Source organism: Haloferax marisrubri, from assembly GCF_001469875.2.
Taxonomy (GTDB): domain Archaea; phylum Halobacteriota; class Halobacteria; order Halobacteriales; family Haloferacaceae; genus Haloferax; species Haloferax marisrubri.
On the sequence record NZ_LOPW02000017.1, the window covers coordinates 133,987 to 154,246 of the forward strand.

Sequence of the window (20,260 nt, forward strand, 5' to 3'; positions counted from 1 at the left end):
AAATCGCCGTCGGGCGGTCAGTAAGGGTAGCGCTTTGTCGCCCCGCAGTCGCACCTGACGACGACGTGGCCGCCGGCGCGGGTCCGGACACGGGCGTTGACGCCCGGGAGGAGGTAGGCGTCGCAGTCGTCGCAGGTGAACCGGCGAAACGCCTTCGGGAGGCCACAGCGGTTCCGCTCCGCGACGCGCCGGGCGAGGCGGACGTACTCCCGGGCGCGCTCGTGGTCGCGGTCGCTCGCCGCCTCGCGGGCGAGGGCGTGGAGTCGGTCGATGCGCTCCTCCGCGATGTTCATACACGTTCGGGCGAGCGGCCCGGACAAAGACGTTCCGAACCGCGACGCGGAGCCGAAGCCGGTACTGTGATACCCCACCCGGAAAAACGGCGACTGTGCGCGTCCTGAACTACCTCGAGTTCGCCTCGCAACTCGAACGCAGCGGTATCGGCACCGCCACCGACCAGCAGCGGGCGGCCCTCGCCACGACCGACGTGGAGGTCGTCACCTCCCCGTGGCCCGAGTCGGTCGCCGCGGGTGCCGCGAGCCTCCTGCGGGGCGACGGGGTCGTCCGCGACTACGACGTGGCCCACTGCAACCTCATCGGCCCCGGCTCGCTCGCCGTGGCCAGGCACGCCAAACGGAACGGCATCCCGCTCGTGCTCCACTCGCACGTCACCCGCGAGGACTTCGCCGAGAGCTTCCGCGGGTCGACCGCGGTCGCCCCCGCCCTCGGGAAGTACCTCAAGTGGTTCTACTCGCAGGCCGACGTGGTGCTCTGTCCCTCCGAGTACACGAAGCGAACCCTCGAATCCTACCCGGTCGACGCGCCGATTCGCGCCGTCTCGAACGGCGTCGACACCGAGGCGTTCGACGGGTTCGAAGCCCTCCGCGACGAGTACCGAACCGAGTACGACCTCGACGGCATGACCGTCTTCACCGTCGGCAACGTCTTCGAGCGTAAGGGGCTCACGACCTTCTGCACGCTCGCACAGGAGACCGACTACGACTTCGCGTGGTTCGGCCCCTACGACACCGGTCCGCACGCCTCGAAGAAGGTGCGGTACTGGGTCGAAAACGCCCCGGAGAACGTCACGTTCACCGGCTGGATAGACGACATCCGCGGCGCGTTCGGCGCGGGCGACGTCTACCTCTTCGCGACGAAAAACGAGAATCAGGGCATCGCCGTCCTCGAAGCGATGGCCTGCGGGAAGGCGGTCGTCCTCCGCGACATCCCGGTGTTCGAGGAGTTCTACACCCACGGCCACGACTGCCTGAAGTGTTCGACCGACGCGGAGTTCCGCCGGGCGCTCGACCTCCTCGCCCGCGACCCCGACCTCCGGCGACGGCTCGGCGAGAACGCCCGCGAGACGGCCGCCGAACACAGCCTCGACCGCGTCGGCGACCGGCTCGTCGAGACGTACGAGGACGCGCTTTCCGGGCGGCTCGAAGGCTGAGTGACCGACACCCGGCTGATGACTCTTGACGGCCGACCTCTAGGAGACGGCCGATAGGTTCGGTAACACACGACAGTCCAGCGGGAAGTCACAACGGTTTATCCCGTCGGGGTCGCACGAACGGCCATGCAGTCGGTCGCCGCGTTCACCGACACGTACCTACCGACCGTCAACGGCGTCACCTACACGATTCAGACGTGGCGCGAGCGGTGGCACCGCCGCGGCGGTCGCATGGACGTGGTGTTCCCGGCGGACGACGACTACGACCCCGAGCCGGGCGAGTACGGCGTCCGAAGCCTTCCCTTCCCGTTCTACGAGGGGATTCGAATCGGCGCGCCGCGGATTCCGGGGGCCGTCGGCGACGTCGACGTCGTCCACGCCCACACCCCGTTCGGCCTCGGACTGGCCGGCCTCCGACTCGCCCGCCGGCGCGACCTCCCGCTCGTGGCGACCTACCACACTCCGACCGGCGAGTACGCCGAGTACCTCAGTTCCGTCGGCGCTATCGAGCGCGGCGTCGAGCGCACCGCCGAGCGGTACGAGCGGTGGTTCTTCGACCGCGCCGACGCGGTCATCGTCCCGAGCGAGGACGCCGAGCGCCGCCTGGTTGACGAGGTCGGCGTCGAGACCGAAATCGTCGTCCTCTCGAACGGAATCGACGTGGAGCGGTTCGAACCCGTCGAGGGCGACGACTTCCGCCGCCGCTACGACCTCGGCGACGGGGACCTCATCGGCTACACGGGCCGGCACGGCTACGAGAAACACCTCGACGAACTCGTCCGGGCCGCGGCCGACCTCGACGCGACGCTCGTCTTCGGCGGCGACGGCCCCGCCCGCGACGAGTTGTCCGCCCTCGCCGACGACCTCGGCGTGGACGCTCGCTTCCTCGGCTTCCTCGACCGCGAGGAACTGCCGGCGTTCTACTCCGCGCTCGACGTGTTCTGTTTCCCGAGCCCCGTCGAGACGCAGGGGCTCGTCGCCCTGGAGGCCAACGCCTGCGGGACGCCCGTCGTCGGCGTCAACGAGGGCGCGCTGGAGGACACCGTCCTCGACGGCGTGACCGGTTACCACTACGAGTCAGGCGACTTAGACGGCTTCCGCCACGGGATTCGGCGGGCGCTGGCGGAGCAGGAGGCACTCAGCGCGCGCTGTCTCGACCGGCGCGACGAGGTGAGCGTCGACCGCTCCGTCGACCGCCTCGCGGCGCTCTACGACCGCTTAGCGTCGAAATAAGAGGAACGAGACCGACTGCGAAACCGCGTTAGTCGCGGTTTTCGAGCGCGTCGGCGATGCGGCGCAGTTCGCGGTTCACGTCGCGGACCTCGTCGCGGAGCTGTCGGACCTCGCGGACGAGTTGTTCGTCGCTGCCGCTTCCCTGCTCGGGGTCGCGCGGGCCGCCGCCCATGGCGCTGGGACCGCCACCCATGCCGCCGCCACCGCCCATGCCGCCGGGGCCGCCGCCGCCCATCATGCCGCTCATCATCTGCGCGAAGGGGTTGCCGCCGCCGCCACCCATGCCGCCGGGGCCGCCGCCCATCATCTCTTCGGGGTCGGGGCGCTCGCCTTCCTCGCGCTCTTTCTCGCGGCGCTGTCGAATCTCTTCGACCCGCTCGCGGAACGACTTCTCTTCTTCGCCGTCGTCGCCCTCGTCGGGCGTCTGCGTCTCGTCTGCGGGTTCGTCGTCAGCCATGGGTGCGAGTTGGCCGTCCTCCCGGAAAGTGCTGACGGTCTCTGAGAATCGTGACTCTCACCCGAACGCGCCGAGGCTCGACTGGAGGTCGCGGTCCGTCCCGCCGTCTTCGAGTTCGTGGCCGACGAGGTCGCGCATGTCCACCGCGTAGGTCGTCCCGCGGTGGTCGAGGACGAGCACGCGGCCCTTCACGCCGCGGACGGTCCCCGTGGCGACGGTCTCGGCGACCGGCGAGCCGTCGAGGTCGAGGCCGTAGTCGAACGCGAACGTCTCGATGGGGTCGAACTCGGAGACGAGGGCGTCCCACGCCGCGGCGTCGACCGACCGGCCGAACCCCTCGATTTTGGTCGGGACGCGGATGCGGTCGGGAATCTCGGTCGCCAGTTCGGCCTCGTACTCGCGGGCGACGCGGCCGTCGGAGAACGTCCGGACGTGGGCCGCGCGGTCCGCGCCCTGCTCTCGCAGACGGGTGTCGAGCCGCCACTCGCGGGTGACGCCGACTTTGAACGTGTCGGGGGCGAACGCGGCGAGGTAGACCGCGTGGTCCTCGTAGCAGTCCATCTCGTCTTTCAGACACGTCCCGGTGCACTTCGCGCAGACCCACGTGTGGCGGTGGTCAGCGCAGTACGGCGCGCGGTCGTTGTCGCAGGCGACGTGGCGGTCGTCGTGGATGGTGCCCGCGCAGTGGCGCTCGCCGAGGCGGTAGTCGAGTTCGGTTCCGGGGTCGAGCGCGACCGAGTCGATGCCGCCGCTCGCGCTCACGAACAGCGCGGGGGTTCCGGTATCGTAGCCGACGACCTGCACGCTCCGTGGTAGGGAGTCGCGGTAGAAAGGTGGCTCGCTCCGGGGTCGGACTGCGGGGTCTGTCGGGCGTCGCCCCGCGGTGTCGGTGTTGGTCGCGGCCGTGGTTGTCGGGCGCGGTTACCGGCCGCGGTTATCGGCCGCCGCTATTCGTACTCGGCGCGAAGCTCCTCGGCGAGTTCCTCGGCGGCGCGGCGGACGGCCTCGTCGCTCGACCCGTCGGGCTCCCAGCCGAGCGCGGAGAGCTTCTCGATGGAGAGGCGCATCTTCGGCACGTCGCCGGTCCAGCCGCGGTCGCCGCCGGTGTACTCGAACTCGGGGTCGAGGTCCAGCACGTCGGCGACGATGTTGGCGATGGTCGTCACGGAGGTCGTCGTCCGCGTGCCGAGGTTGTAGACGTTGTAGTCGCGCTCGGCGTTCTCGACGATGTGGCACATCGCGTCGATGCAGTCCTCGACGTGGAGGTAGGACTTCTCCTGGCGGCCGTCGCCGAGGATTTCGAGCGTCTCGGGGTCTTCGAGGAGCTTCTCGATGAAGTCCGGGATGACGTTGCCGCGCTGGTTCGGGCCGACGATGTTGGCGAAGCGGTACATGTAGACCGTGACGTCGTAGGAGTGGGCGAACGTCGAAAGCAGGCCCTCGTCGGCGAGTTTGGAGGAGCCGTAGATGCTGATGGGTTCGAGCGGCGCGTAGTCCTCGGGCGTCGGCCGCGGGGCCTCGCCGTAAATCGTCGACGAGGAGGTAAAGGAGATGTTCGACACGCCGACCTCCTGCATCCGTTCGAGGACGTTGTACGTCATCTCGGTGTTCTCCTCGAACAGCTGACGGGGGTTGCCGTAGTTCGTGTCCGTGTAGGCCGCGAAGTGGAAGACGATGTCGAGGTCCTCGGTGACGGCCTCGGCGACGTCGTCGGGGTCGGTCATGTCGGCCTGTACGAACTCGACGCCGTCGGGGACCTGCTCGCGGTCCCCCTTCGAGAGGTCGTCGGCGACGACGACGTGGTTGTCCTCGGAGAGGCGCGCGGCGAGGTGAGAGCCGACGAGTCCAGCGCCCCCGGTCACGAGGACGCGCTTGTCGGAGAGTTCCAGCGACATGAATCAGATAATTCGACCGAATGATAAGTCCGTTTCCCCTCCGGGCCGCGAGCGGGCGTCGGTGACGGCCGTCACCCCGTCCCCGGCGACCGCCGCCCGCGTTCCGAAAGCACCACTTCCCCCCGCCGTCTTCGGAGAGACATGCACAACGAACCCGAGGTCGCCGTCCTCCGGTACGGGCACCGGCCGGGACGCGACGACCGGATGACGACGCACGTCGGCCTGACGGCCCGCGCGCTCGGCGCTGACCGGGTCATCCTCCCGGACAACGCCGGCCACTCGATGGAGACGGTCGAGGACATCACGGGCCGGTTCGGCGGCCCCTTCGAGGTCGAACTCACCGAGGCGCTCAACGGCGTCATCCGCAACTGGGAGGGCAAGGTCGTCCACCTCACGATGTACGGCGAGCGCGTCCAAGACGTAGAGGCCGACATCCGCGAGGCGCACGCCGAAGAACCGCTTCTCGTCGTCGTCGGCGGGGAGAAGGTCCCCTTCGAGGTGTACGAGGGGGCGGACTGGAACGTCGGCGTCACGAACCAGCCGCACTCGGAGGTCGCGGGGCTCGCGGTGTTCCTCGACCGCCTGTTCGACGGGCGCGAACTCGACCGCGAGTGGGAGGACGCCGAAAACCGGGTCGTCCCGATGGCGACGGGCAAGAAAGTCGTACCGGCCGACGAGGAGTAGTCGGACGCGTCGGCGCGCCCGCCGGCGGTTCTCCGCTGCCCCGGAGTAATAAGACTTAATGGCGTTCCTGACGCCATTTCGCACAATGGCTTTTGAGGAGTTACTGAACGACCCTGTTATCCAGAAGTACCTCCACGAGTTGGTTGGGCCCACTGGGATGCCGGTCGCGGCGGCACCCCCGGACGGCGAGGTCACCGACGAGGAACTCGCCGAGGAACTGCGGCTCGAACTCAACGACGTGCGCCGCGCGCTCTTTATCCTCTACGAGAACGACCTCGCGTCGTACCGTCGCGTCCGCGACGAGGACTCCGGCTGGCTCACCTACCTCTGGACCTTCCACTACGAGAACATCCCCGAGAACCTCGAAGAGGAGATGTACCGCCTCCTCGACGCGCTCGAAGAGCGACTCGACTACGAGCGCGACCACGAGTTCTACCTCTCGGAACCCGCCGGCATCCGCTTCGAGTTCTCCGAGGCGATGGAACACGGCTTCCAGTGCCCCGAGACCGGCGCGCCGCTGGAACCGATGGACAACGACGACCTCGTCGACGCGATGGAACGACGCATCGAAGAGCTTCGAGACGAGCTCAACGTCGAAGTGACGGGGACGAACTGAATGGTCGTTCTCGCAACGAAGTGCTACATCGACGGTGACGCCCGCGAGCGAGCGCTCGACAGCCTCACCTCGCTCGTCGCCAACGACATCGGCGACCTCGACGTCGAGTACGACATCGGCGTCCGCGACGACGACTTCATCTCCGTGACGGTCTCCGGCGACGACGAGACGGTCGCGCGGAACGTCCTCCGCGAGGAGTGGGGCGAGGTCACGCCGCACCTCTCGGCCGGCGAGACGTACGTCGGCACCCTCGAACACTGGGACGACGACGGCTTCGTCCTCGACGCCGGCATCGAGGTCCGCATTCCGACCGAGGAACTCGGCCTCGGCCGCGGTTCCGCGACCCAGATTCGCGACCGCTTCGGCCTCGTCCAGCACATGCCGCTGACGTTCGTCTACGGCGGCGAGGACGAACCCTCGCGGCTGGCCGACGAGCAGATAGACCGCCTCTACGACTGGACCCGCGGAAGCGGTCGCGTCAACGTCAACAGCGCGACCCGCGGCGAGGTCCGCGCGACGGTCAACCGCGCCGGCCACGCGAAGGACATCGTGACGGTCGAGCGCCTCGGCCTCCTCGAACAGAGCATCGTCTGCCGGGACGAGACCGACCCGCCGGGCCTCCTCGCGAGTATCGGCTCGTACCTGCCGGCCGAACTGAAGTGCGTCATCGGCCAGTAAGACGATGAACAGGCGACTCCTCGTCGGTATCGCCGCGCTCGCCCTCCTCCTCGTGACCGCCGGCTGTCTCGGCGGCACCTCCAGCGTGTCGAACGACCGGCTCGACGCCGCGCCCGACGGCGAGTACGCGTGGACCGCCGAGACCGACGCGCACATCACCGTTCAGGACAACGGCCGGTTCCGCGCGGTCTACGAGATGAACGGCTCGTTCGTCGAACTCTACCGGTTCGACGGCTTCGGCAGTCGGACGCCGCTTCCGGTCGAGGCGGTCCGCTACCGCTACGAGAACGGGACCGTCATCAACGGGACCGAACTGAAGGCCCGCGGCGGCGACGTGACCCAGAACGACCGCATCACGAACGTCACGCTCCCCGCGGACGCCGGGAGCGACGGGAAAATCGCCTTCAGTTCGTCCTCGACGCCGAAGCGGTTCTCGCTTCCCGTCTTCGTCGAGGGGAGCTACGAGGTCGTCCTACCTGCGGACCGCCGCGTCGACTTCCCGATATTCGGGTCCGTCCGGCCGTCGGGCTACGAAACCGAAGTCGTCGATGACCAGCTCCACATCCAGTGGACCGAGGTGACCGACGGGAACGTCGTCGTGCAGTTCTACCTCCAGCGCGACCTCGGCATCTTCGCGGCCGTCGCGGCCGTCTCGGTGCTGGTCGGGAGCGCGGGGATACTCTACTACCGCCGGCAGATTCAGGCGCTCCGCGACCGCCGACAGGAACTCGGCTTGGACGTGGAAGACGACGACCGCTGACGGACGCCCGACAGACGCGGCGTCGGTCGGCCGACTCGGTTCGCCGGTGTGAACGCTTTTTTGCCTCGCAGCCCGCTATCTCGGGGTATGCAAGTCGCCGTGGTCACCGTCGGGGACGAACTCCTCGCCGGCGACACCGTCAACACGAACGCCGCGTGGTTGTGCACGGAACTGACAGAGCGGGGCGTCTCCGTCGAGCGCGTGACGACGGTCCCCGACCGCATCGCCGACATCGCCCGCGTTGTCAACGAGTACCACGCCGAGTACGACGCCGTCGTCGTCACCGGCGGGCTGGGGCCGACCCACGACGACCTGACGATGGAGGCCGTCGCGGCCGCGTTCGGGCGCTCGCTGGAGCGGAACGCCGACGCCGAGGAGTGGCTGGAGGCCAACGGCGGCTACTCCGCGGCGGACCTCGTGGAGGGGACGACCGACCTCCCCGCCGGGTCGCGGATGCTCCCGAACGACGAGGGCGTCGCGCCCGGCGCGGTCATCGGTTCGGTGTACGTGCTCCCCGGCGTCCCCGGCGAGATGAAAACCATGTTCGCCCGCGTCGCCGACGAGTTCGCCGGCGAGCGGACCCACGTCCGGTTCGTCCACACGTCGGAGCCCGAGAGTTCGCTCATCGAGCGGTTCGAGGCAGTCCAGTCGGAGTTCGACGTGACCGTCGGGAGCTACCCCGGCGACCACGTCAGAATCAAACTCGCCGGCGCCGACGAGGAGACGGTCGAATCGGCGACCGCGTGGCTCGAAGCGCGAGTCGAACTGTACGAAGAAGCGTAGGCCCGACGGGTCAGCGCTGGAGGTACCAGAGCCACCCGGCGGTCATGAGGATACCCACGAGAAGCACGGTCGCGGCCGTTTCCGAGGTCGGCAGCACCTGTCCGGCGGATTCTAACGGAATCATAGGTGACAATTGCTCGGTCCCCTTGTTAAACGGTGAGGTTCCGGCGACGGTCGGCGCGGGCTGAACGTCGCCATCGGTGACGCGTCCGTGACACCGGTCGCGACCGCCACCCGACCGCCGGCTACCGCGTCGCTTTTCCCCGGGGCGCGGGTTCGTTCAGTCATGCGAATCGGTGTCGTCGTCAACCCCGTCGCGGGGATGGGCGGCCGGGTCGGCCTGAAGGGAACCGACGGGAAAGTCGAGGAGGCCAGAGCGCGCGGCGCGGAGCCGCGGTCACCCGAGCGGGCGCGACGGGCGCTCTCCCGGCTCTTCGAGGCCGCCCCCGAGGTGGAACTGCTCGCGTGGGGCGGCGAGATGGGCGCGTCGGCCGCCCGAGACGCCGGCTTCGACCCCGAGGTGCTCGGCGAGCCGTCCGGCGACGAGACGAGCGCGGTCGACACCATCGCCGCCGTCGAGGCGTTCGTCGACGCCGACGCGGACCTCGTGTTGTTCGTCGGCGGCGACGGCACCGCGGCCGACGTGGCCGAGGCGCTCGACGGGACCGACGTGCCGATGCTCGGCGTCCCCGCGGGCGTGAAAGTCTACTCCTCCGTCTTCGCCGTCTCCCCCGAGGACGCCGCCCACGTCGTCACGTCGTTCGAGCGGACCGAGGCCCGCGAGGTCATGGACATCGACGAGGACGACTACCGCGAGGGCGAGGTCAGGCCGGAACTTCGGGCGGTCGCACACGTCCCCGTCGCGGAGGACCTCCAGTCGTCGAAACAGACCGGCGGCGGAACCGTCGAGGCGCTCGCCGCGGGCGTCGCCGACGACATCCGCGCGACCGAGGGCGTCACTTACGTCCTCGGCCCCGGGAGCACCGTCGGCGCGGTGAAAGCCGAGTTGGGAATCGACGGGTCGCCGCTCGGTGTCGACGTCTACCGCGACGGGGAGGTGCTCGCCCGCGACGCGACCGAGGCCGAGATTCTCGACCACCTCGGCGAGGAGAACGTCATCGTCGTCACCCCAATCGGCGGACAGGGGTTCGTCTTCGGCCGCGGCAACCCCCAACTCTCGCCGGACGTGATTCGCCGCTGTGACGTGTCGGTCGTCGCCTCCCGGTCGAAACTCGACGCGATTCCGGTCCTCCGGGTCGATACCGACGACCCCGACCTCGACGCGGACCTCCGCGGGTGGACGAAAGTCCGCGTGGGTCGCGTCGAGCGCCGGATGATGAAAATCGAGTGAGCGGCGCACGTCGGTCGCGGCCGACTCGGCGCGCCAACAGAAAAATCGAGCGAGAGACCGTCCCGTCGGCCGTCTCGTCAGTCGTCCGCCGGTGCCTGCTGTTTCGTGATGTACTCGACGATTTCGTCCGTTTCGGCCTTGAACTCGTCGAGGTCGGTCTCGTTCCCGTGGAGAACCGTCGAGAAGTACTTCGTGTCGGCGGCGAGGTTGACTGCCTCTCTGAGTTCCTCGTCCGTGACGCCGCCCAACCGCGCTTCCTCGGTGTGGAAGTAGATACAGTAGGGACAGCTAGTCGCGGCCGCAACGCCGACGCCGATGAGCGCTTTCTCTCTCCCGGACAGTTCGGTGTCTTCCCCTAGATTGAGGTCGCGGAAGAGCCCCCAACTGTGTTCGCTCGCCGGTTCTGCCAAGTCCTCCATCCAACTCGGGACTTGACCGAGCATTCCCTCCATCTCCTGCCGTGTGTCTTTCGATAGCATTTCTCTCCCCGTTACCTCCGCAGTCCCGTCGCTATGGAGGTGCTTATTACGAGGTTGCGGAGCAGTAAAGTTATGAACTGTCTGGATAATTATAATCTGTCCGTATCGACGACGTTCCGGGGAAATTCAGGGTTAATACGCCGGTCTACGGGACGGTTCTCTCTCCCCGTCTCGCCCGCTCGACATGGATGATTTAATATTTGGAATCGTGTGCAATGGGAACCACTACCCATTATTCACAGAGGGTGTAATATAGTGAGATTTAAGGTCATTGGATGGGTTCTGACTGGCATGGAAACCCGGAAAGTCCAGCGTCTCGGTCCCTCCACGCTGGCGATGACGCTTCCAGCGGAGTGGGCCAAGGAACACAACGTCGAGAAGGGCGACGAAGTGACCATTCGGACGAGCGGGAAGGGAACGCTGACCGTTCTCCCCGAATCGGTCAACACCGAAGATTCGAAGGCGACGATTCGCGCTGACAGTCTGAACGCGGAGGCGCTCGAACGCGCCATCGTGGCGCAGTACGTCCTCGGGCGGCGCGTCATCCACATCGAGAAAAGCGAGGGCGCGCTCGACTCGGACCACATCAACGCCGTCTACAAGGCCGAGACCCAGCTCATGGGCCTCGGCGTCATCGAGGAGACGCCCGAGCGAATCGCGATTCGCTGTTCGGTCGACGCGGAGGACTTCACCCTCGACAACCTGCTCGAACGCCTCGAAAACACGGGGAGCACGATGCGCGGCGAGGCCGTCAAGGCGCTCGCCCACGGCAACCCCGACCTCGCCCAGCGGGCGCTCAATCGCGAGCGACAGGCGAACAAGATTTTCGTCCTCCTGCTTCGGCTCATCTTCACGTCCTACCAGAACCCCAACCTCGCGCGGGCCGTCGGCCTCGACTCCGGCTTCCCGCTCATCGGCTACCGGTCGGTGGCGAAGAACCTCGAACTGACCGCAGACAACGCCGAGGACATCGCCAACATCGTCATGGACGCCGAGGGCCACACCATCGACGTCGACCAGTCGACGATGCGGCGCATCCGCGAGTTCACGGACCACGTCGACGAGATCACGACGACCGCGGTGCGGGCCGTCGTCGAGCGCGACTACGACCTCACCATCGAGTGCCGAGAGCTGTTCCGCGAGATAAGCGACCGCGAGCGCGACATCCTCAACGACCTCCCGGAGATGGAAAACCAGAAGCTCCTCCAGATTCGCGAGGTGCTGGTGAGCCTCCAGCAGACCGCGCAGTACGCGATGCGGAACGCCGAAATCGCGTCGAACCTCGCGCTCAACGAGGAATCGGACCACGTCACGATAGACTGAGGAACCGACGCGAAACCGCGGGGGACGGGGCGGCGGCACGCCGTCGTACCGTCGCGCTCAGTCGGCGATGACTTCCATCGCCTCGCTGTTCTCGGTCTCGGACGACTCTTTTTCGCCCGTCAGCGGGTTCCGACTGGCGATACGGCAGTCGAACCCGGGGTGCTCGCCGAAGTGTCGCAGTACCATGTGGCGGCGCGACCCGGTGATGCCGGTGCGACCGATGTCCTCGGCGGTAAAGCGCTCGGGCAGGCGGTCGTACAGGCGGCGCAGTTCGTCGAAACTGGTGAACACCTTCGCGTTGCCGGTCGAGTCCGCGCCGCGGCGGGAGACGACGTAGCTGCCGTCCCGGCGGTACTCGCCGGCCGTGCGGAAGAACTCTCGTTTCTCGGTCAGCGCCGAGCCGATGGCCTCCTGCAGGTCGGCGGCGGCATCTCGGGACAGTTCACAGGACTGGTCGCCAAAGGAGACGACGATGGTTTCGTCGTCGCTCTCGACGGACACAGGGTTCTCATTACGGGAGAAGAACTCGATCAGGAGCGTGGGTACTCCGTGTCATATCATCGATTATCGCGGCCGACGGTAAAGGGTTATCGGCTGAGTCAGGAATCTCCGAGGATTTTTCGGCGAATCGGGGCGGTCGAACGGCGGTTCGACGAATGTCGCGCGGGTCGATGCGGGGTCCGACCGCTACAGGAGGCCGTCGTCGGTCGTCGTGGTCCCGCCGTCTGACGACGTCGTCGTTGTGGCGGTCGCCGTGGTCGTCGCGGTCGTCTCGCTCGACGTCGTCTCCGTCGTTGCGGTGTCTGTCGCAGTCTCGGTTGCGGTCGCGGTCGAGGTGGTGGTCGCAGTTTCCGCGGCCGTCTCGGTCGCCGTGGTCGTCTCGGTCGCCGTCGCCGTTTCGTCCGCCGTCTCGTTTCCGCCGGACGCCGCCTTGTTCCCGAAGATGTCCGTCTCGAACGTCTTCTCGTAGGTCAGCGGGTCGAGCGGGACGCGGAGGGTCGTGCCGCCGGCGTCGAGGTTCGCGTAGAAGTCGATGCGGAGGTCAGTCGTCTGGTCGCGTTCGAGGTGCGAGACCCACCACTCGTCGAGTTTGTCGTTTTGGATGTAGGTCGTCGCCTCGATGGTCTCCGTCGACTGCGGGGGAATGACGTACTCGGAGTTCGTCGTCCCCTCGCCCACGTCCACGTCGTTCATGGAGATGTCGTAGCCGAGTTCGGAGACCGCGACCGGGTACGGCTTGGGGTTGTGGACGACGAACGTGAGTTCGAGCGCCGTGCGCTCGCTCGTGGACTCGCCCCACTCGGCGCTCGTCTCGTTGACGTACAACACGGGGTCGGACACGAGCGGCGAGTTCGCGTTTATCTCCCGAGTCTCGGTGGAGTTGAACGCCGACAGCAGGTCGGTGTCGATGCTCCGGGTTATCTCGGGGGCCTGGAACGTCCGGCCGAGCGTCTCGGAGGAGACGTTGGCGTCCACGACGAGGTCGGTGTGCTCGCCGTTCTGGATGTGCGAGACCCACCACTCGGGGATGCGCTCGTTTTCGAGCGTCGTCCGGAGCGGAACCGCCGAGGTCCCCTGCCCGATAGCGACGCCCTCCTTCTCGCCGGTCGCCATCAGAAGCCCGTTCATCTCGACGCCGTAATCGACTTCGAGGCCCGAGAGGTTCGCGGACAGCGGGTTGGGGTTCGAGACGTACAGGTCGGTCTCGATGACTGTCGCCGTCTCGTTGACCCCGGCGAACCGGTTGTCGACCCGGTCGACGCTCGGCGCGCCGATGACGCCGGTCGCGTACGCACCGCCGACGCCGGCCGCGACGAGCACCAGCGCGACGAGTGCGATGCGGAGTTTTCCGCCGAACAGCGCGGATGTCAGTCCCATCGTTGTGGACACACGAGACTGGTGGTACATATGTCGAACGGCCGAGTGCGAGGGTGGGTCGTGGGACCGAACCGCACGTATCACCCCCCGTCACGTCGCCCCACGACAGGCGGTGTCGAATGAACTAAGTGCGCACCCGCGAAGGTCGGAAACATGGAAACCAAGACGGTGCAATCCGACAAGTCCATCGGCTTTGCGGCGTTGTTCGGCGTGCTCACGCTCGTCGGGGCAGGGCTGATGGTCGCCGGACCGGACCAGTTGACGAAGGCGCTCGGGTTCATGGTCGCGATTATCGCGGCCTCGCTGGCAGTCTGCGGCGCGCATCTGTTCCAGTAACTTGAGTATCAACGTTGAGGAACACGAGTAACCGTTAATAACGCCCATTCCCTAGACGGTCCGAGGATGACTGAGTACACCGACGAGGAACAACGCATTCTCGCCTATCTCCGCGACAGCGTTAGCCGCGGGGAGGGCTACTTCCGGGCGAAGAACATCGCCGAAGCCATCGGTCTCACCGCGAAGCAGGTCGGGTCCCGCCTGCCGCGGCTGGCCGAGAAGTCCGAGGACGTCGAAATCGAGAAGTGGGGACGCGCCCGCTCGACGACGTGGCGCGTCACCCGAAGCTGAGGCGATTCCACGGCTTTTTACTGTGGAGGCGTGATGGTATCCCATGACCGTCCGCGTGAAACGAACGTTCGAGTTCGACGCTCCTGGCGAGCGCGTCTGGGAGTTCATCGCCGACCCGGCCAAGCGAGCGGGGGCTATCAGCGTCGTCGACCGCTTCGACGTGGCCGACGACGGCCGCCGCGCGACGTGGTATCTCGAACTGCCGATTCCACTCGTCCGCTCGACGGTGACCGTCGAGACCGAGGACATCGAAGTCGACGAGCCGACGCACGTCAAATTCGTCGGCAAGTCGCGAGTGATGCGGGTGACGGGCGAGCACACCATCGAGGAACACGACGGCGGCAGCCGACTCATCAACGAGTTCACCGTCGACGGGCGACTGCCCGGCGTCGAGACGTTCTTCGAGCGCAATCTCGACCGCGAACTCGACAACCTCGAAGCGGCGCTCCGACGCGAGTTCGAAGCGACCGCCTGAGGCGTCGACGAGCGTCACCACCCGGCGAGCCCGGGGCAACGACTCGGACCGGCGACCCGCGGGAACCGTGCGCTCACGGCGCGTGGGAACGGGTGTTGCGGTGGGTTTATACATCGCGGCTCCTTAGCGAAAGTCGCCGACGCAATAGGCGCTTTTCTCGCCAGTCGTCGGCGACTCCACATCCGCCGCACCCGCCGCAACGTTTCGGGGTCCGTTGCGGCATCCGAAACGACGTGGCCACGTCGTTTCCCGCCCCCAAGCCCGGTGGGGGCACACTCCCCTCGTCTCACTTCGCCAACTGGTGACACGAGATTCGGCGGGAGGCGAATTCGCCTCCGCCTTTTGACGACTATTTCGCACAGAGCGACAGCCCCGTCGCGCCTCGGCGGCGATCGCCCGACCACACGACAGTCCGAGAGCGTACGCTTCTTTCCGCCGGGGCGCGTGGTGACACCATGACCGAGACGATTCGCGGCGACGTACTGCACGCCATTCCCCCGGACGAACTCGACGAAGAGGACCTGTCGCCCGAACTCCGGGAGTTGGCCGACTCGCGGCACGTGCTCGTCGTCCGGAAGGGCGGTCATCCCTCGATTCTCGACCTCATCTGGGCGTTCGTCCGCCGCGACCCCATCGAGGCGGTGACCGTCGTCGCCGACCGCCCGGCCGAGGAGGACGAGGAAGTGACGCTGACCGTCGAGGAGACCGCCATGCCCGGCGTCTACGTCGTGGCCGGGGCTCACGAGAACGCGGAGTCGGCGGACGAATACTGAAACGACGGACGGAAAAAGTGGACGGGGCGTGGCCGTACGGTGTCTGACCTTACTCGTCTTCTTTGGTCTTGATGTCCGCGGAGAGGCCCTGTGCCATCCGAATCTCCTTGGAGTTGTTGAGCGTCCACGCGGTGCGCTCGGTGACGGCCTCGATGATTTCGCGGGCCGAGGGGTAGCCGTTGCCGGACTTCTTCACGCCGCCGAACGGGAGGTGGACCTCCGCGCCGATACACGGGAGGTTGCCGTAGGCGAGGCCGACCTCGGCGTGGTCGCGGAAGTAGTTTATCTGGCGGTAGTCCTCGGAGATGACGGCACCGGCCAGTCCGTAGTCGGTGTCGTTCTGAATCTCGACGGCGTCCTCGATGTCGCCGGAGTACTTCAGCAGGGCGACGTGGGGACCGAAGACCTCCTCGTGGGTACAGCGGAGGTCGTCGTGGGGGTCAGCCTCGTAGACGAACGGCCCGACCCAGTGCCCCGCCTCGTGGCCCTCGGGAATCTCGTCGTCGTCGAGTTCGGTGCGGTCGACGAGGACGTTCACGCCCTCCTTCTCCGCGAGTTCGTTGTACTTCGTGACCTTCTCCTTGTGGCCCTCCTCGATGAGGGGACCCATGAAGGTGTCCTCGCGGAGCGGGTCGCCCACGGAGACGCTCTTCGCGTTCTCGACGAAGCGTTCCTTGAACTCGTCGTACACGTCCTCGTGGACGACGATGCGCTCGGAGGAGACACAGCGCTGGCCGGTGGTCTTGAACGACGACATCGTCGCGGAGTGGACCGCGATGTCGAGGTCCGCCTTCTCGGTGATGACGATGTTGTTCTTGCCGCCCATCTCACACGCGGCGAGCTTGCCGGGCTGTTGGGCCACCTTGCTCGCGACCTCGTGGCCGACCTCGGCGGACCCCGTGAACAGCACGGAGTCGACGCGGTCGTCGTCGACGATGCTCGCGCCGGCGTCGCCGAAGCCCTGTACCATGTTGAACACGCCGTCCGGAATGCCGGCGTCCTCGAACATCTCGGCGATAATCTGGCCGCACCACGGCGTCTGCTCGGCGGGCTTCCAAACGACGGTGTTGCCCTCGACGAGCGCGACGGCCATGTGCCAGAAGGGGATGGCGACCGGGAAGTTCCACGGGGTGATACAGCCGACGACGCCGCGGGGCTTGCGGCGCATGTAGGCGTCCTTGGCGGGAATCTCGGAGGGAATCACGTCGCCTTTGGGGTGGCGGGCGTCGCCCGCGGCCCACTCGACCATGTGGTACGCCTCGATGACGTCGGCGCGGCCCTCGGAAATCTCCTTGCCGCACTCCTTGGTGACGACCTCCGCGAGTTCCTCGGTGCGGTCGCGCAGTTCGTGGTAGATGTCCCAGAGGTACTCCGCGCGGTCGATGTGCGAGAGTTCGCGCCACTCCTCGTACGCCTCGTCGGCCGCGGCGGCCGCGGCGTCGATGTCCTCGGGCGTGCCGCGTCGGAACGTCCCCAGCGACTCGCCCGTGGCGGGGTTCGTGCTCTCGAACGTCTCGTCGCCGGTTCCGTCCGTCCACTCGCCGTCGATATAGTGCCGATATTCGTCCTGCGCCATATGACTCTAGAGTCACAACTAGGATTAATAACCCCGGACCCTCCCATGGAAGGGCCGCGTCCGAACCGGCGCGTCACCGCGACCCCGCGTGACCACAGACAACATCTTACGTAATGACGTGTTACCCGGTGTATGAGCGAGCGCACGTCAGGTGAAGGTACGCGCCTCACGCTCGACCTATGGCATCCGAACTGCTGGGCGATCGAATCGACGAGCGAGTACGACGGCGGCATCCTCGCACACGCCATCTACGACGCCCCCACCGCGGGCGTCGAGCGGTCCAACGGACTGTTCACCGCCTACGGTGAGTCGCTCGACGAGGTCGAGACGCTCCTCGACGTCATCGCCGACTCGAATCTCACGGGCGAGGTGTTGGAACTGCAAGAGCGGTTCGACTCCCGCGGGAAGCACGTCGCGCCCGGCCCGGTCGCCCGCGAGTTCTTCTTGGAGTACGACCCGAGCGACATGATGTGTCCGGAGCTACTCAAGGAGGGCTTCGTCCACAGCGCCCCGACACAGATAGAAAACGGCCGAGAGCGGTGGGAAGTCTGGTTCGCCGGCGCGCGCGAAGAGATACAGCCCCGCATCGAGACCGTCATGGACGAGACCGGGGCCGAGATTCGCGTCGCCTCCATCTCCACGTCCGAGGGCGCGGAACCGGAGCGCAGTCGACGACTCGACACGCTCACCCGGAGCCAGCGGCAAGCGTTCGAACTCGCCCGCGAAGAAGGATACTACCGCTGGCCCCGTGAGGTGTCGACCCGCGAACTCGCCGCCGAGATGGACATCTCGAAGACGACGCTGCTCGAACACCTTCGCAAAGCGGAATCGAAACTGCTCGACCCGCAGTAGCGCGGGACGAGTAGGTATCCCCGGCTCAGATGCCGGCGACGGCGCGGAGCGCGAACAGCGCGTTCGACTTCTGCTCGCGGACGCGCCGGTAGAAGTAAGAGAACCACTTGTCGCCGTAGGGAACGTACTGCCACATCTCGATGTCGGCGTCCGCGAGGTCGCGCTGGCCGTCCTCGCGCACGCCCATGAGCATCTGTACCTCGTAGGGCGTCCCGTACTGCTCGTGGAGGTGGCGGGCGTGCGCAATCATGTGCGGGTCGTGGCTGCCGACCGCGACGCCGTCGTCGAACTCGGTGAACATGTATTCGAGGAGGTCCTCGTACACCTCGTCGACCTTCGATTTCTCCTTGTACGCGATGGACGCCGGCTCGTTGTACGCGCCCTTGACGAGGCGGACCTTCCCGGGCACCTCGGCGAGGCGTTCGAGGTCCTCGCGCGTGCGTTTCAAGTTCGCCTGCACGCAGACGCCGACGTTCCCGCCCGTCCGGTGACCCAAGTCGTCGACGGCGTCGAGGGTCACGTCGGTCGTCTCGTGGTCTTCCATGTCGACCCAGACGAACACGTCCTCGGCGTCCGCGGCGTCGACGATGCGGTCGAGGTTCTCCCGGAACGCGTGGTCGCCGATGTCGAGGCCGATCTGCGAGGGCTTCACCGAGACGCACCCGTCGAGGTTCGTCGCGCCCAGTTGGCGGACGAGGTCGACGTACGCGTCGGCGTCGGCGTCGGCGTCCGCCCGGTCGGAGTAGTGCTCGCCGAGGAGGTTCAGTATCCCCGCGATACCGTCGCGGTTCAGCGACTCGACGTGCGAGACCGCCCCGTCGGCCGTCTCACCCGCCACGAAGTTGTTCGCGATGGGGGGTATCATGTCCCGCTATTGTGAGACACGTACCCTAAAGAGAGACCCTACCAAATCATTCTGAAAAATATTGGTGAAATAATCCGTGGATGCTCGTTTCGTCCGCCGGATTTCGGGGTCCCGACCATGGACGGTTACAGGTATATTTAGGATAATTGGAGAGCATTGCTTGTTATGTCACCGCACGACATGGACCGCAGAACGCTACTGAAACTGTCGGGACTCTCGCTCGTGGGAGCGACCGCCGGCTGTCTCGAGGGCGAAGAGGAAACTACGACAACGACCACCGAAGAAAGCGGCGGTGGCGGTGGCGGCGGCGAAGAGACCACCACGACTACCGAGGAAAGCGGTGGCGGCGACTCGTCGTACACCATCGGCATGGTCGACTCTCTCACCGGGTCGCTCGCCCCGTACGGCGAGCGCAACACCCGCGGCCGCGAACTCGCGCTCGCCGCCATCAACGAGGCAGGCATCGGCTCCGAGGGCGCGTCCCTGAACATCTCCGTCGAGGACGACGAGAGTACGAACCAGGGCGGGGTCAACGGCGCGCAGAAGCTCGTCAACCAAGACGGCGTCCCGCTTCTCATCGGCTCCGTCGGCTCGGGCGTCTCCATCGCCATCCACGACAGCGTCACCAACGACGCCGGCGTCGTCCAAATCAGCCAGAACAGCACGAGCCCCGAACTCACGTCGCGGCCGGACCTGCTCCGCATGAGTCCCTCCGGGGCCGCAAAGGGGCAGGCGCTCGCCAGCCTCGTCAGCGACGACGGCCACGACACCGTCGCCGTCACGTGGATTAACAACGACTACGGGACTGGCCTCTCCGACGTGTTCGCCGAGACGTTCGAGTCCGAACTCGGGGGCACCGTCGCCTACAACGAGCCCCACGACCAGGGGCAGTCGTCGTACAGCGGCATCCTCACGGAGATGGCCTCGACGGACGCCTCCGCGTGGGTGTTCATCACGTACGCCAACGAGTACACCGTCATGGTCAACGAGGGGTTCGACCAAGGCTACAACACGGCCGTCGACTACTACGGCGCGGAGTCCACCGTCGCCGACTCCATCATCGAGAACACCCCCGCGGGCAGCATGGACGGCATGAAGGGCATCACCGAGAGCGCCCCGCAGGACCAGGAGAACTACCAGAACTTCGTCTCCGCGTTCGAGGAGAACTACGACGCGACGCCGACAGTCTGGTCGGCGTACGCCTACGACGCCGTGACCGTCGCGGCGCTCGCCATCGAAGCGGCCGACGAGTTCTCCGGCGAGGCGCTCGCGTCCGTCGTCCGCGACGTGACCCGCCCCGAGGGCGAGGAGGTCTTCAACTTCGAGGAGGCCGCGGCCGTCCTCCGCGACGGCGGCTCGCCGAGCGACATCAACTATCAGGGCGTCAGCGGGCCTGTCGACCTCGACGAGAACGGCGACCCGCCGGGCTACTACCAGATTTACAGCGTCGAGGACCACGAATACGTCTTCGGCGACTACATCACGAGCTAACCATGCACGTACGG

24 protein-coding genes are annotated in these 20,260 nt (G+C 66.7%); 15 read left to right on the forward strand and 9 right to left on the reverse strand.

Annotation, left to right across the window (positions count from 1 at the left end):
* Positions 1–17 precede the first annotated feature (17 nt).
* The gene (locus AUR65_RS12855; RefSeq protein ID WP_058567246.1) at positions 18–293 is read right to left on the reverse strand and encodes a ribonuclease P protein component 4; all 276 of its coding nucleotides are present in this window, start codon (positions 291–293) and stop codon (positions 18–20) included.
* Between the two features lie 95 nt (positions 294–388).
* Between AUR65_RS12855 and AUR65_RS12860 the strand changes: the two genes are divergently transcribed.
* Both AUR65_RS12860 and AUR65_RS12865 read left to right on the forward strand, forming a co-directional pair.
* Positions 389–1,450, forward strand: coding sequence for a glycosyltransferase family 4 protein (locus AUR65_RS12860; protein WP_058567247.1), 1,062 nt, complete (start codon positions 389–391; stop codon positions 1,448–1,450).
* Between the two features lie 126 nt (positions 1,451–1,576).
* Positions 1,577–2,683, forward strand: coding sequence for a glycosyltransferase (locus tag AUR65_RS12865; RefSeq protein ID WP_058567248.1), 1,107 nt, complete (start codon positions 1,577–1,579; stop codon positions 2,681–2,683).
* A 28-nt stretch (positions 2,684–2,711) separates the two neighbouring features.
* Here AUR65_RS12865 and AUR65_RS12870 read toward each other — a convergent pair whose 3' ends face one another.
* The 3 genes from AUR65_RS12870 to AUR65_RS12880 all read right to left on the reverse strand — a co-directional run bounded on the left by AUR65_RS12870 (position 2,712) and on the right by AUR65_RS12880 (position 5,035).
* Entirely contained in the window at positions 2,712–3,140 is a 429-nt protein-coding gene (locus tag AUR65_RS12870; protein WP_058567249.1) for a hypothetical protein, read from the reverse strand.
* Positions 3,141–3,197: 57 nt separating this feature from the next.
* Positions 3,198–3,944 (reverse strand): DUF2797 domain-containing protein, encoded by a 747-nt coding sequence (locus AUR65_RS12875; RefSeq protein ID WP_058567250.1) that lies wholly within the window; start codon positions 3,942–3,944, stop codon positions 3,198–3,200.
* A 143-nt stretch (positions 3,945–4,087) separates the two neighbouring features.
* Positions 4,088–5,035, reverse strand: coding sequence for an NAD-dependent epimerase/dehydratase family protein (locus AUR65_RS12880; RefSeq protein ID WP_058567251.1), 948 nt, complete (start codon positions 5,033–5,035; stop codon positions 4,088–4,090).
* Positions 5,036–5,176: 141 nt separating this feature from the next.
* Here AUR65_RS12880 and AUR65_RS12885 point away from each other — a divergent pair, with 141 nt between their 5' ends.
* The 6 genes from AUR65_RS12885 to AUR65_RS12910 all read left to right on the forward strand — a co-directional run bounded on the left by AUR65_RS12885 (position 5,177) and on the right by AUR65_RS12910 (position 9,907).
* Positions 5,177–5,719 carry a tRNA (cytidine(56)-2'-O)-methyltransferase gene (locus AUR65_RS12885; protein ID WP_004970839.1) on the forward strand — a complete coding sequence of 181 codons (543 nt, stop codon included), beginning with the start codon at positions 5,177–5,179 and terminating at the stop codon, positions 5,717–5,719.
* Positions 5,720–5,804: 85 nt separating this feature from the next.
* Positions 5,805–6,335 carry a transcription factor gene (locus AUR65_RS12890; protein ID WP_058567252.1) on the forward strand — a complete coding sequence of 177 codons (531 nt, stop codon included), beginning with the start codon at positions 5,805–5,807 and terminating at the stop codon, positions 6,333–6,335.
* Entirely contained in the window at positions 6,336–7,013 is a 678-nt protein-coding gene (locus AUR65_RS12895) for a DUF2110 family protein (RefSeq protein ID WP_058567253.1), read from the forward strand.
* 4 nt (positions 7,014–7,017) lie between these two features.
* Complete coding sequence (locus AUR65_RS12900; RefSeq protein ID WP_058567254.1) at positions 7,018–7,773, forward strand: DUF5803 family protein; 756 nt, start codon at positions 7,018–7,020, stop codon at positions 7,771–7,773.
* Positions 7,774–7,860: 87 nt separating this feature from the next.
* Positions 7,861–8,556: a competence/damage-inducible protein A gene (locus tag AUR65_RS12905; protein WP_058567255.1), complete on the forward strand. Its 696-nt coding sequence runs from the start codon at positions 7,861–7,863 to the stop codon at positions 8,554–8,556.
* 286 nt (positions 8,557–8,842) lie between these two features.
* Positions 8,843–9,907: an ATP-NAD kinase family protein gene (locus AUR65_RS12910; RefSeq protein ID WP_058567256.1), complete on the forward strand. Its 1,065-nt coding sequence runs from the start codon at positions 8,843–8,845 to the stop codon at positions 9,905–9,907.
* Between the two features lie 77 nt (positions 9,908–9,984).
* On the opposite strand, the gene AUR65_RS12915 is transcribed toward AUR65_RS12910, so the two are convergent.
* Complete coding sequence (locus AUR65_RS12915; RefSeq protein WP_084816450.1) at positions 9,985–10,359, reverse strand: carboxymuconolactone decarboxylase family protein; 375 nt, start codon at positions 10,357–10,359, stop codon at positions 9,985–9,987.
* Between the two features lie 318 nt (positions 10,360–10,677).
* On the opposite strand from AUR65_RS12915, the gene AUR65_RS12920 reads away from it, so the two are divergent.
* Entirely contained in the window at positions 10,678–11,709 is a 1,032-nt protein-coding gene (locus tag AUR65_RS12920) for a phosphate signaling complex PhoU family protein (protein ID WP_004970831.1), read from the forward strand.
* A 57-nt stretch (positions 11,710–11,766) separates the two neighbouring features.
* Here AUR65_RS12920 and AUR65_RS12925 read toward each other — a convergent pair whose 3' ends face one another.
* Together AUR65_RS12925 and AUR65_RS12930 are read right to left on the reverse strand one after the other, a co-directional pair.
* A complete protein-coding gene (locus AUR65_RS12925) occupies positions 11,767–12,210 on the reverse strand; it encodes a DUF7528 family protein (RefSeq protein ID WP_084816451.1) in 444 nt (147 codons plus the stop codon).
* Between the two features lie 186 nt (positions 12,211–12,396).
* Entirely contained in the window at positions 12,397–13,587 is a 1,191-nt protein-coding gene (locus tag AUR65_RS12930; RefSeq protein WP_058567258.1) for an LEA type 2 family protein, read from the reverse strand.
* Positions 13,588–13,740: 153 nt separating this feature from the next.
* Between AUR65_RS12930 and AUR65_RS12935 the strand changes: the two genes are divergently transcribed.
* From AUR65_RS12935 to AUR65_RS12950, 4 genes are all read left to right on the forward strand, one after another.
* Positions 13,741–13,923: a DUF7525 family protein gene (locus AUR65_RS12935; RefSeq protein ID WP_004043756.1), complete on the forward strand. Its 183-nt coding sequence runs from the start codon at positions 13,741–13,743 to the stop codon at positions 13,921–13,923.
* Between the two features lie 66 nt (positions 13,924–13,989).
* Positions 13,990–14,214, forward strand: coding sequence for a DUF7123 family protein (locus AUR65_RS12940; RefSeq protein ID WP_004043755.1), 225 nt, complete (start codon positions 13,990–13,992; stop codon positions 14,212–14,214).
* A gap of 43 nt (positions 14,215–14,257) precedes the next feature.
* Positions 14,258–14,689: an SRPBCC family protein gene (locus AUR65_RS12945; protein ID WP_058567259.1), complete on the forward strand. Its 432-nt coding sequence runs from the start codon at positions 14,258–14,260 to the stop codon at positions 14,687–14,689.
* 455 nt (positions 14,690–15,144) lie between these two features.
* The gene (locus AUR65_RS12950; RefSeq protein WP_058567260.1) at positions 15,145–15,462 is read left to right on the forward strand and encodes a DUF7526 family protein; all 318 of its coding nucleotides are present in this window, start codon (positions 15,145–15,147) and stop codon (positions 15,460–15,462) included.
* 49 nt (positions 15,463–15,511) lie between these two features.
* On the opposite strand, the gene AUR65_RS12955 is transcribed toward AUR65_RS12950, so the two are convergent.
* Positions 15,512–17,038: an aldehyde dehydrogenase family protein gene (locus tag AUR65_RS12955; RefSeq protein ID WP_058567261.1), complete on the reverse strand. Its 1,527-nt coding sequence runs from the start codon at positions 17,036–17,038 to the stop codon at positions 15,512–15,514.
* 132 nt (positions 17,039–17,170) lie between these two features.
* Between AUR65_RS12955 and AUR65_RS12960 the strand changes: the two genes are divergently transcribed.
* Positions 17,171–17,890, forward strand: a complete 720-nt coding sequence (locus tag AUR65_RS12960; RefSeq protein ID WP_058567262.1) for a helix-turn-helix domain-containing protein — start codon at positions 17,171–17,173, stop codon at positions 17,888–17,890.
* A gap of 25 nt (positions 17,891–17,915) precedes the next feature.
* On the opposite strand, the gene AUR65_RS12965 is transcribed toward AUR65_RS12960, so the two are convergent.
* Positions 17,916–18,755: a proline dehydrogenase family protein gene (locus AUR65_RS12965; protein WP_058567263.1), complete on the reverse strand. Its 840-nt coding sequence runs from the start codon at positions 18,753–18,755 to the stop codon at positions 17,916–17,918.
* Between the two features lie 180 nt (positions 18,756–18,935).
* Between AUR65_RS12965 and AUR65_RS12970 the strand changes: the two genes are divergently transcribed.
* A complete protein-coding gene (locus tag AUR65_RS12970) occupies positions 18,936–20,246 on the forward strand; it encodes an ABC transporter substrate-binding protein (protein ID WP_058567300.1) in 1,311 nt (436 codons plus the stop codon).
* The last annotated feature ends 14 nt before the right edge of the window (positions 20,247–20,260 follow it).

Excerpts from the sequence above, each read along its gene's own strand:
- AUR65_RS12855 (WP_058567246.1), bottom strand. The coding sequence starts at position 293 with ATGAACATCGCGGAGGAGCGCATCGACCGACTCCACGCCCTCGCCCGC.
- AUR65_RS12865 (WP_058567248.1), top strand. The coding sequence starts at position 1,577 with ATGCAGTCGGTCGCCGCGTTCACCGACACGTACCTACCGACCGTCAAC.
- AUR65_RS12870 (WP_058567249.1), bottom strand. The coding sequence starts at position 3,140 with ATGGCTGACGACGAACCCGCAGACGAGACGCAGACGCCCGACGAGGGC.
- AUR65_RS12880 (WP_058567251.1), bottom strand. The coding sequence starts at position 5,035 with ATGTCGCTGGAACTCTCCGACAAGCGCGTCCTCGTGACCGGGGGCGCT.
- AUR65_RS12885 (WP_004970839.1), top strand. The coding sequence starts at position 5,177 with ATGCACAACGAACCCGAGGTCGCCGTCCTCCGGTACGGGCACCGGCCG.
- AUR65_RS12890 (WP_058567252.1), top strand. The coding sequence starts at position 5,805 with ATGGCTTTTGAGGAGTTACTGAACGACCCTGTTATCCAGAAGTACCTC.
- AUR65_RS12895 (WP_058567253.1), top strand. The coding sequence starts at position 6,336 with ATGGTCGTTCTCGCAACGAAGTGCTACATCGACGGTGACGCCCGCGAG.
- AUR65_RS12900 (WP_058567254.1), top strand. The coding sequence starts at position 7,018 with ATGAACAGGCGACTCCTCGTCGGTATCGCCGCGCTCGCCCTCCTCCTC.
- AUR65_RS12905 (WP_058567255.1), top strand. The coding sequence starts at position 7,861 with ATGCAAGTCGCCGTGGTCACCGTCGGGGACGAACTCCTCGCCGGCGAC.
- AUR65_RS12910 (WP_058567256.1), top strand. The coding sequence starts at position 8,843 with ATGCGAATCGGTGTCGTCGTCAACCCCGTCGCGGGGATGGGCGGCCGG.
- AUR65_RS12915 (WP_084816450.1), bottom strand. The coding sequence starts at position 10,359 with ATGGAGGGAATGCTCGGTCAAGTCCCGAGTTGGATGGAGGACTTGGCA.
- AUR65_RS12920 (WP_004970831.1), top strand. The coding sequence starts at position 10,678 with ATGGAAACCCGGAAAGTCCAGCGTCTCGGTCCCTCCACGCTGGCGATG.
- AUR65_RS12930 (WP_058567258.1), bottom strand. The coding sequence starts at position 13,587 with ATGGGACTGACATCCGCGCTGTTCGGCGGAAAACTCCGCATCGCACTC.
- AUR65_RS12935 (WP_004043756.1), top strand. The coding sequence starts at position 13,741 with ATGGAAACCAAGACGGTGCAATCCGACAAGTCCATCGGCTTTGCGGCG.
- AUR65_RS12940 (WP_004043755.1), top strand. The coding sequence starts at position 13,990 with ATGACTGAGTACACCGACGAGGAACAACGCATTCTCGCCTATCTCCGC.
- AUR65_RS12945 (WP_058567259.1), top strand. The coding sequence starts at position 14,258 with ATGACCGTCCGCGTGAAACGAACGTTCGAGTTCGACGCTCCTGGCGAG.
- AUR65_RS12950 (WP_058567260.1), top strand. The coding sequence starts at position 15,145 with ATGACCGAGACGATTCGCGGCGACGTACTGCACGCCATTCCCCCGGAC.
- AUR65_RS12955 (WP_058567261.1), bottom strand. The coding sequence starts at position 17,038 with ATGGCGCAGGACGAATATCGGCACTATATCGACGGCGAGTGGACGGAC.
- AUR65_RS12960 (WP_058567262.1), top strand. The coding sequence starts at position 17,171 with ATGAGCGAGCGCACGTCAGGTGAAGGTACGCGCCTCACGCTCGACCTA.
- AUR65_RS12965 (WP_058567263.1), bottom strand. The coding sequence starts at position 18,755 with ATGATACCCCCCATCGCGAACAACTTCGTGGCGGGTGAGACGGCCGAC.
- AUR65_RS12970 (WP_058567300.1), top strand. The coding sequence starts at position 18,936 with ATGGACCGCAGAACGCTACTGAAACTGTCGGGACTCTCGCTCGTGGGA.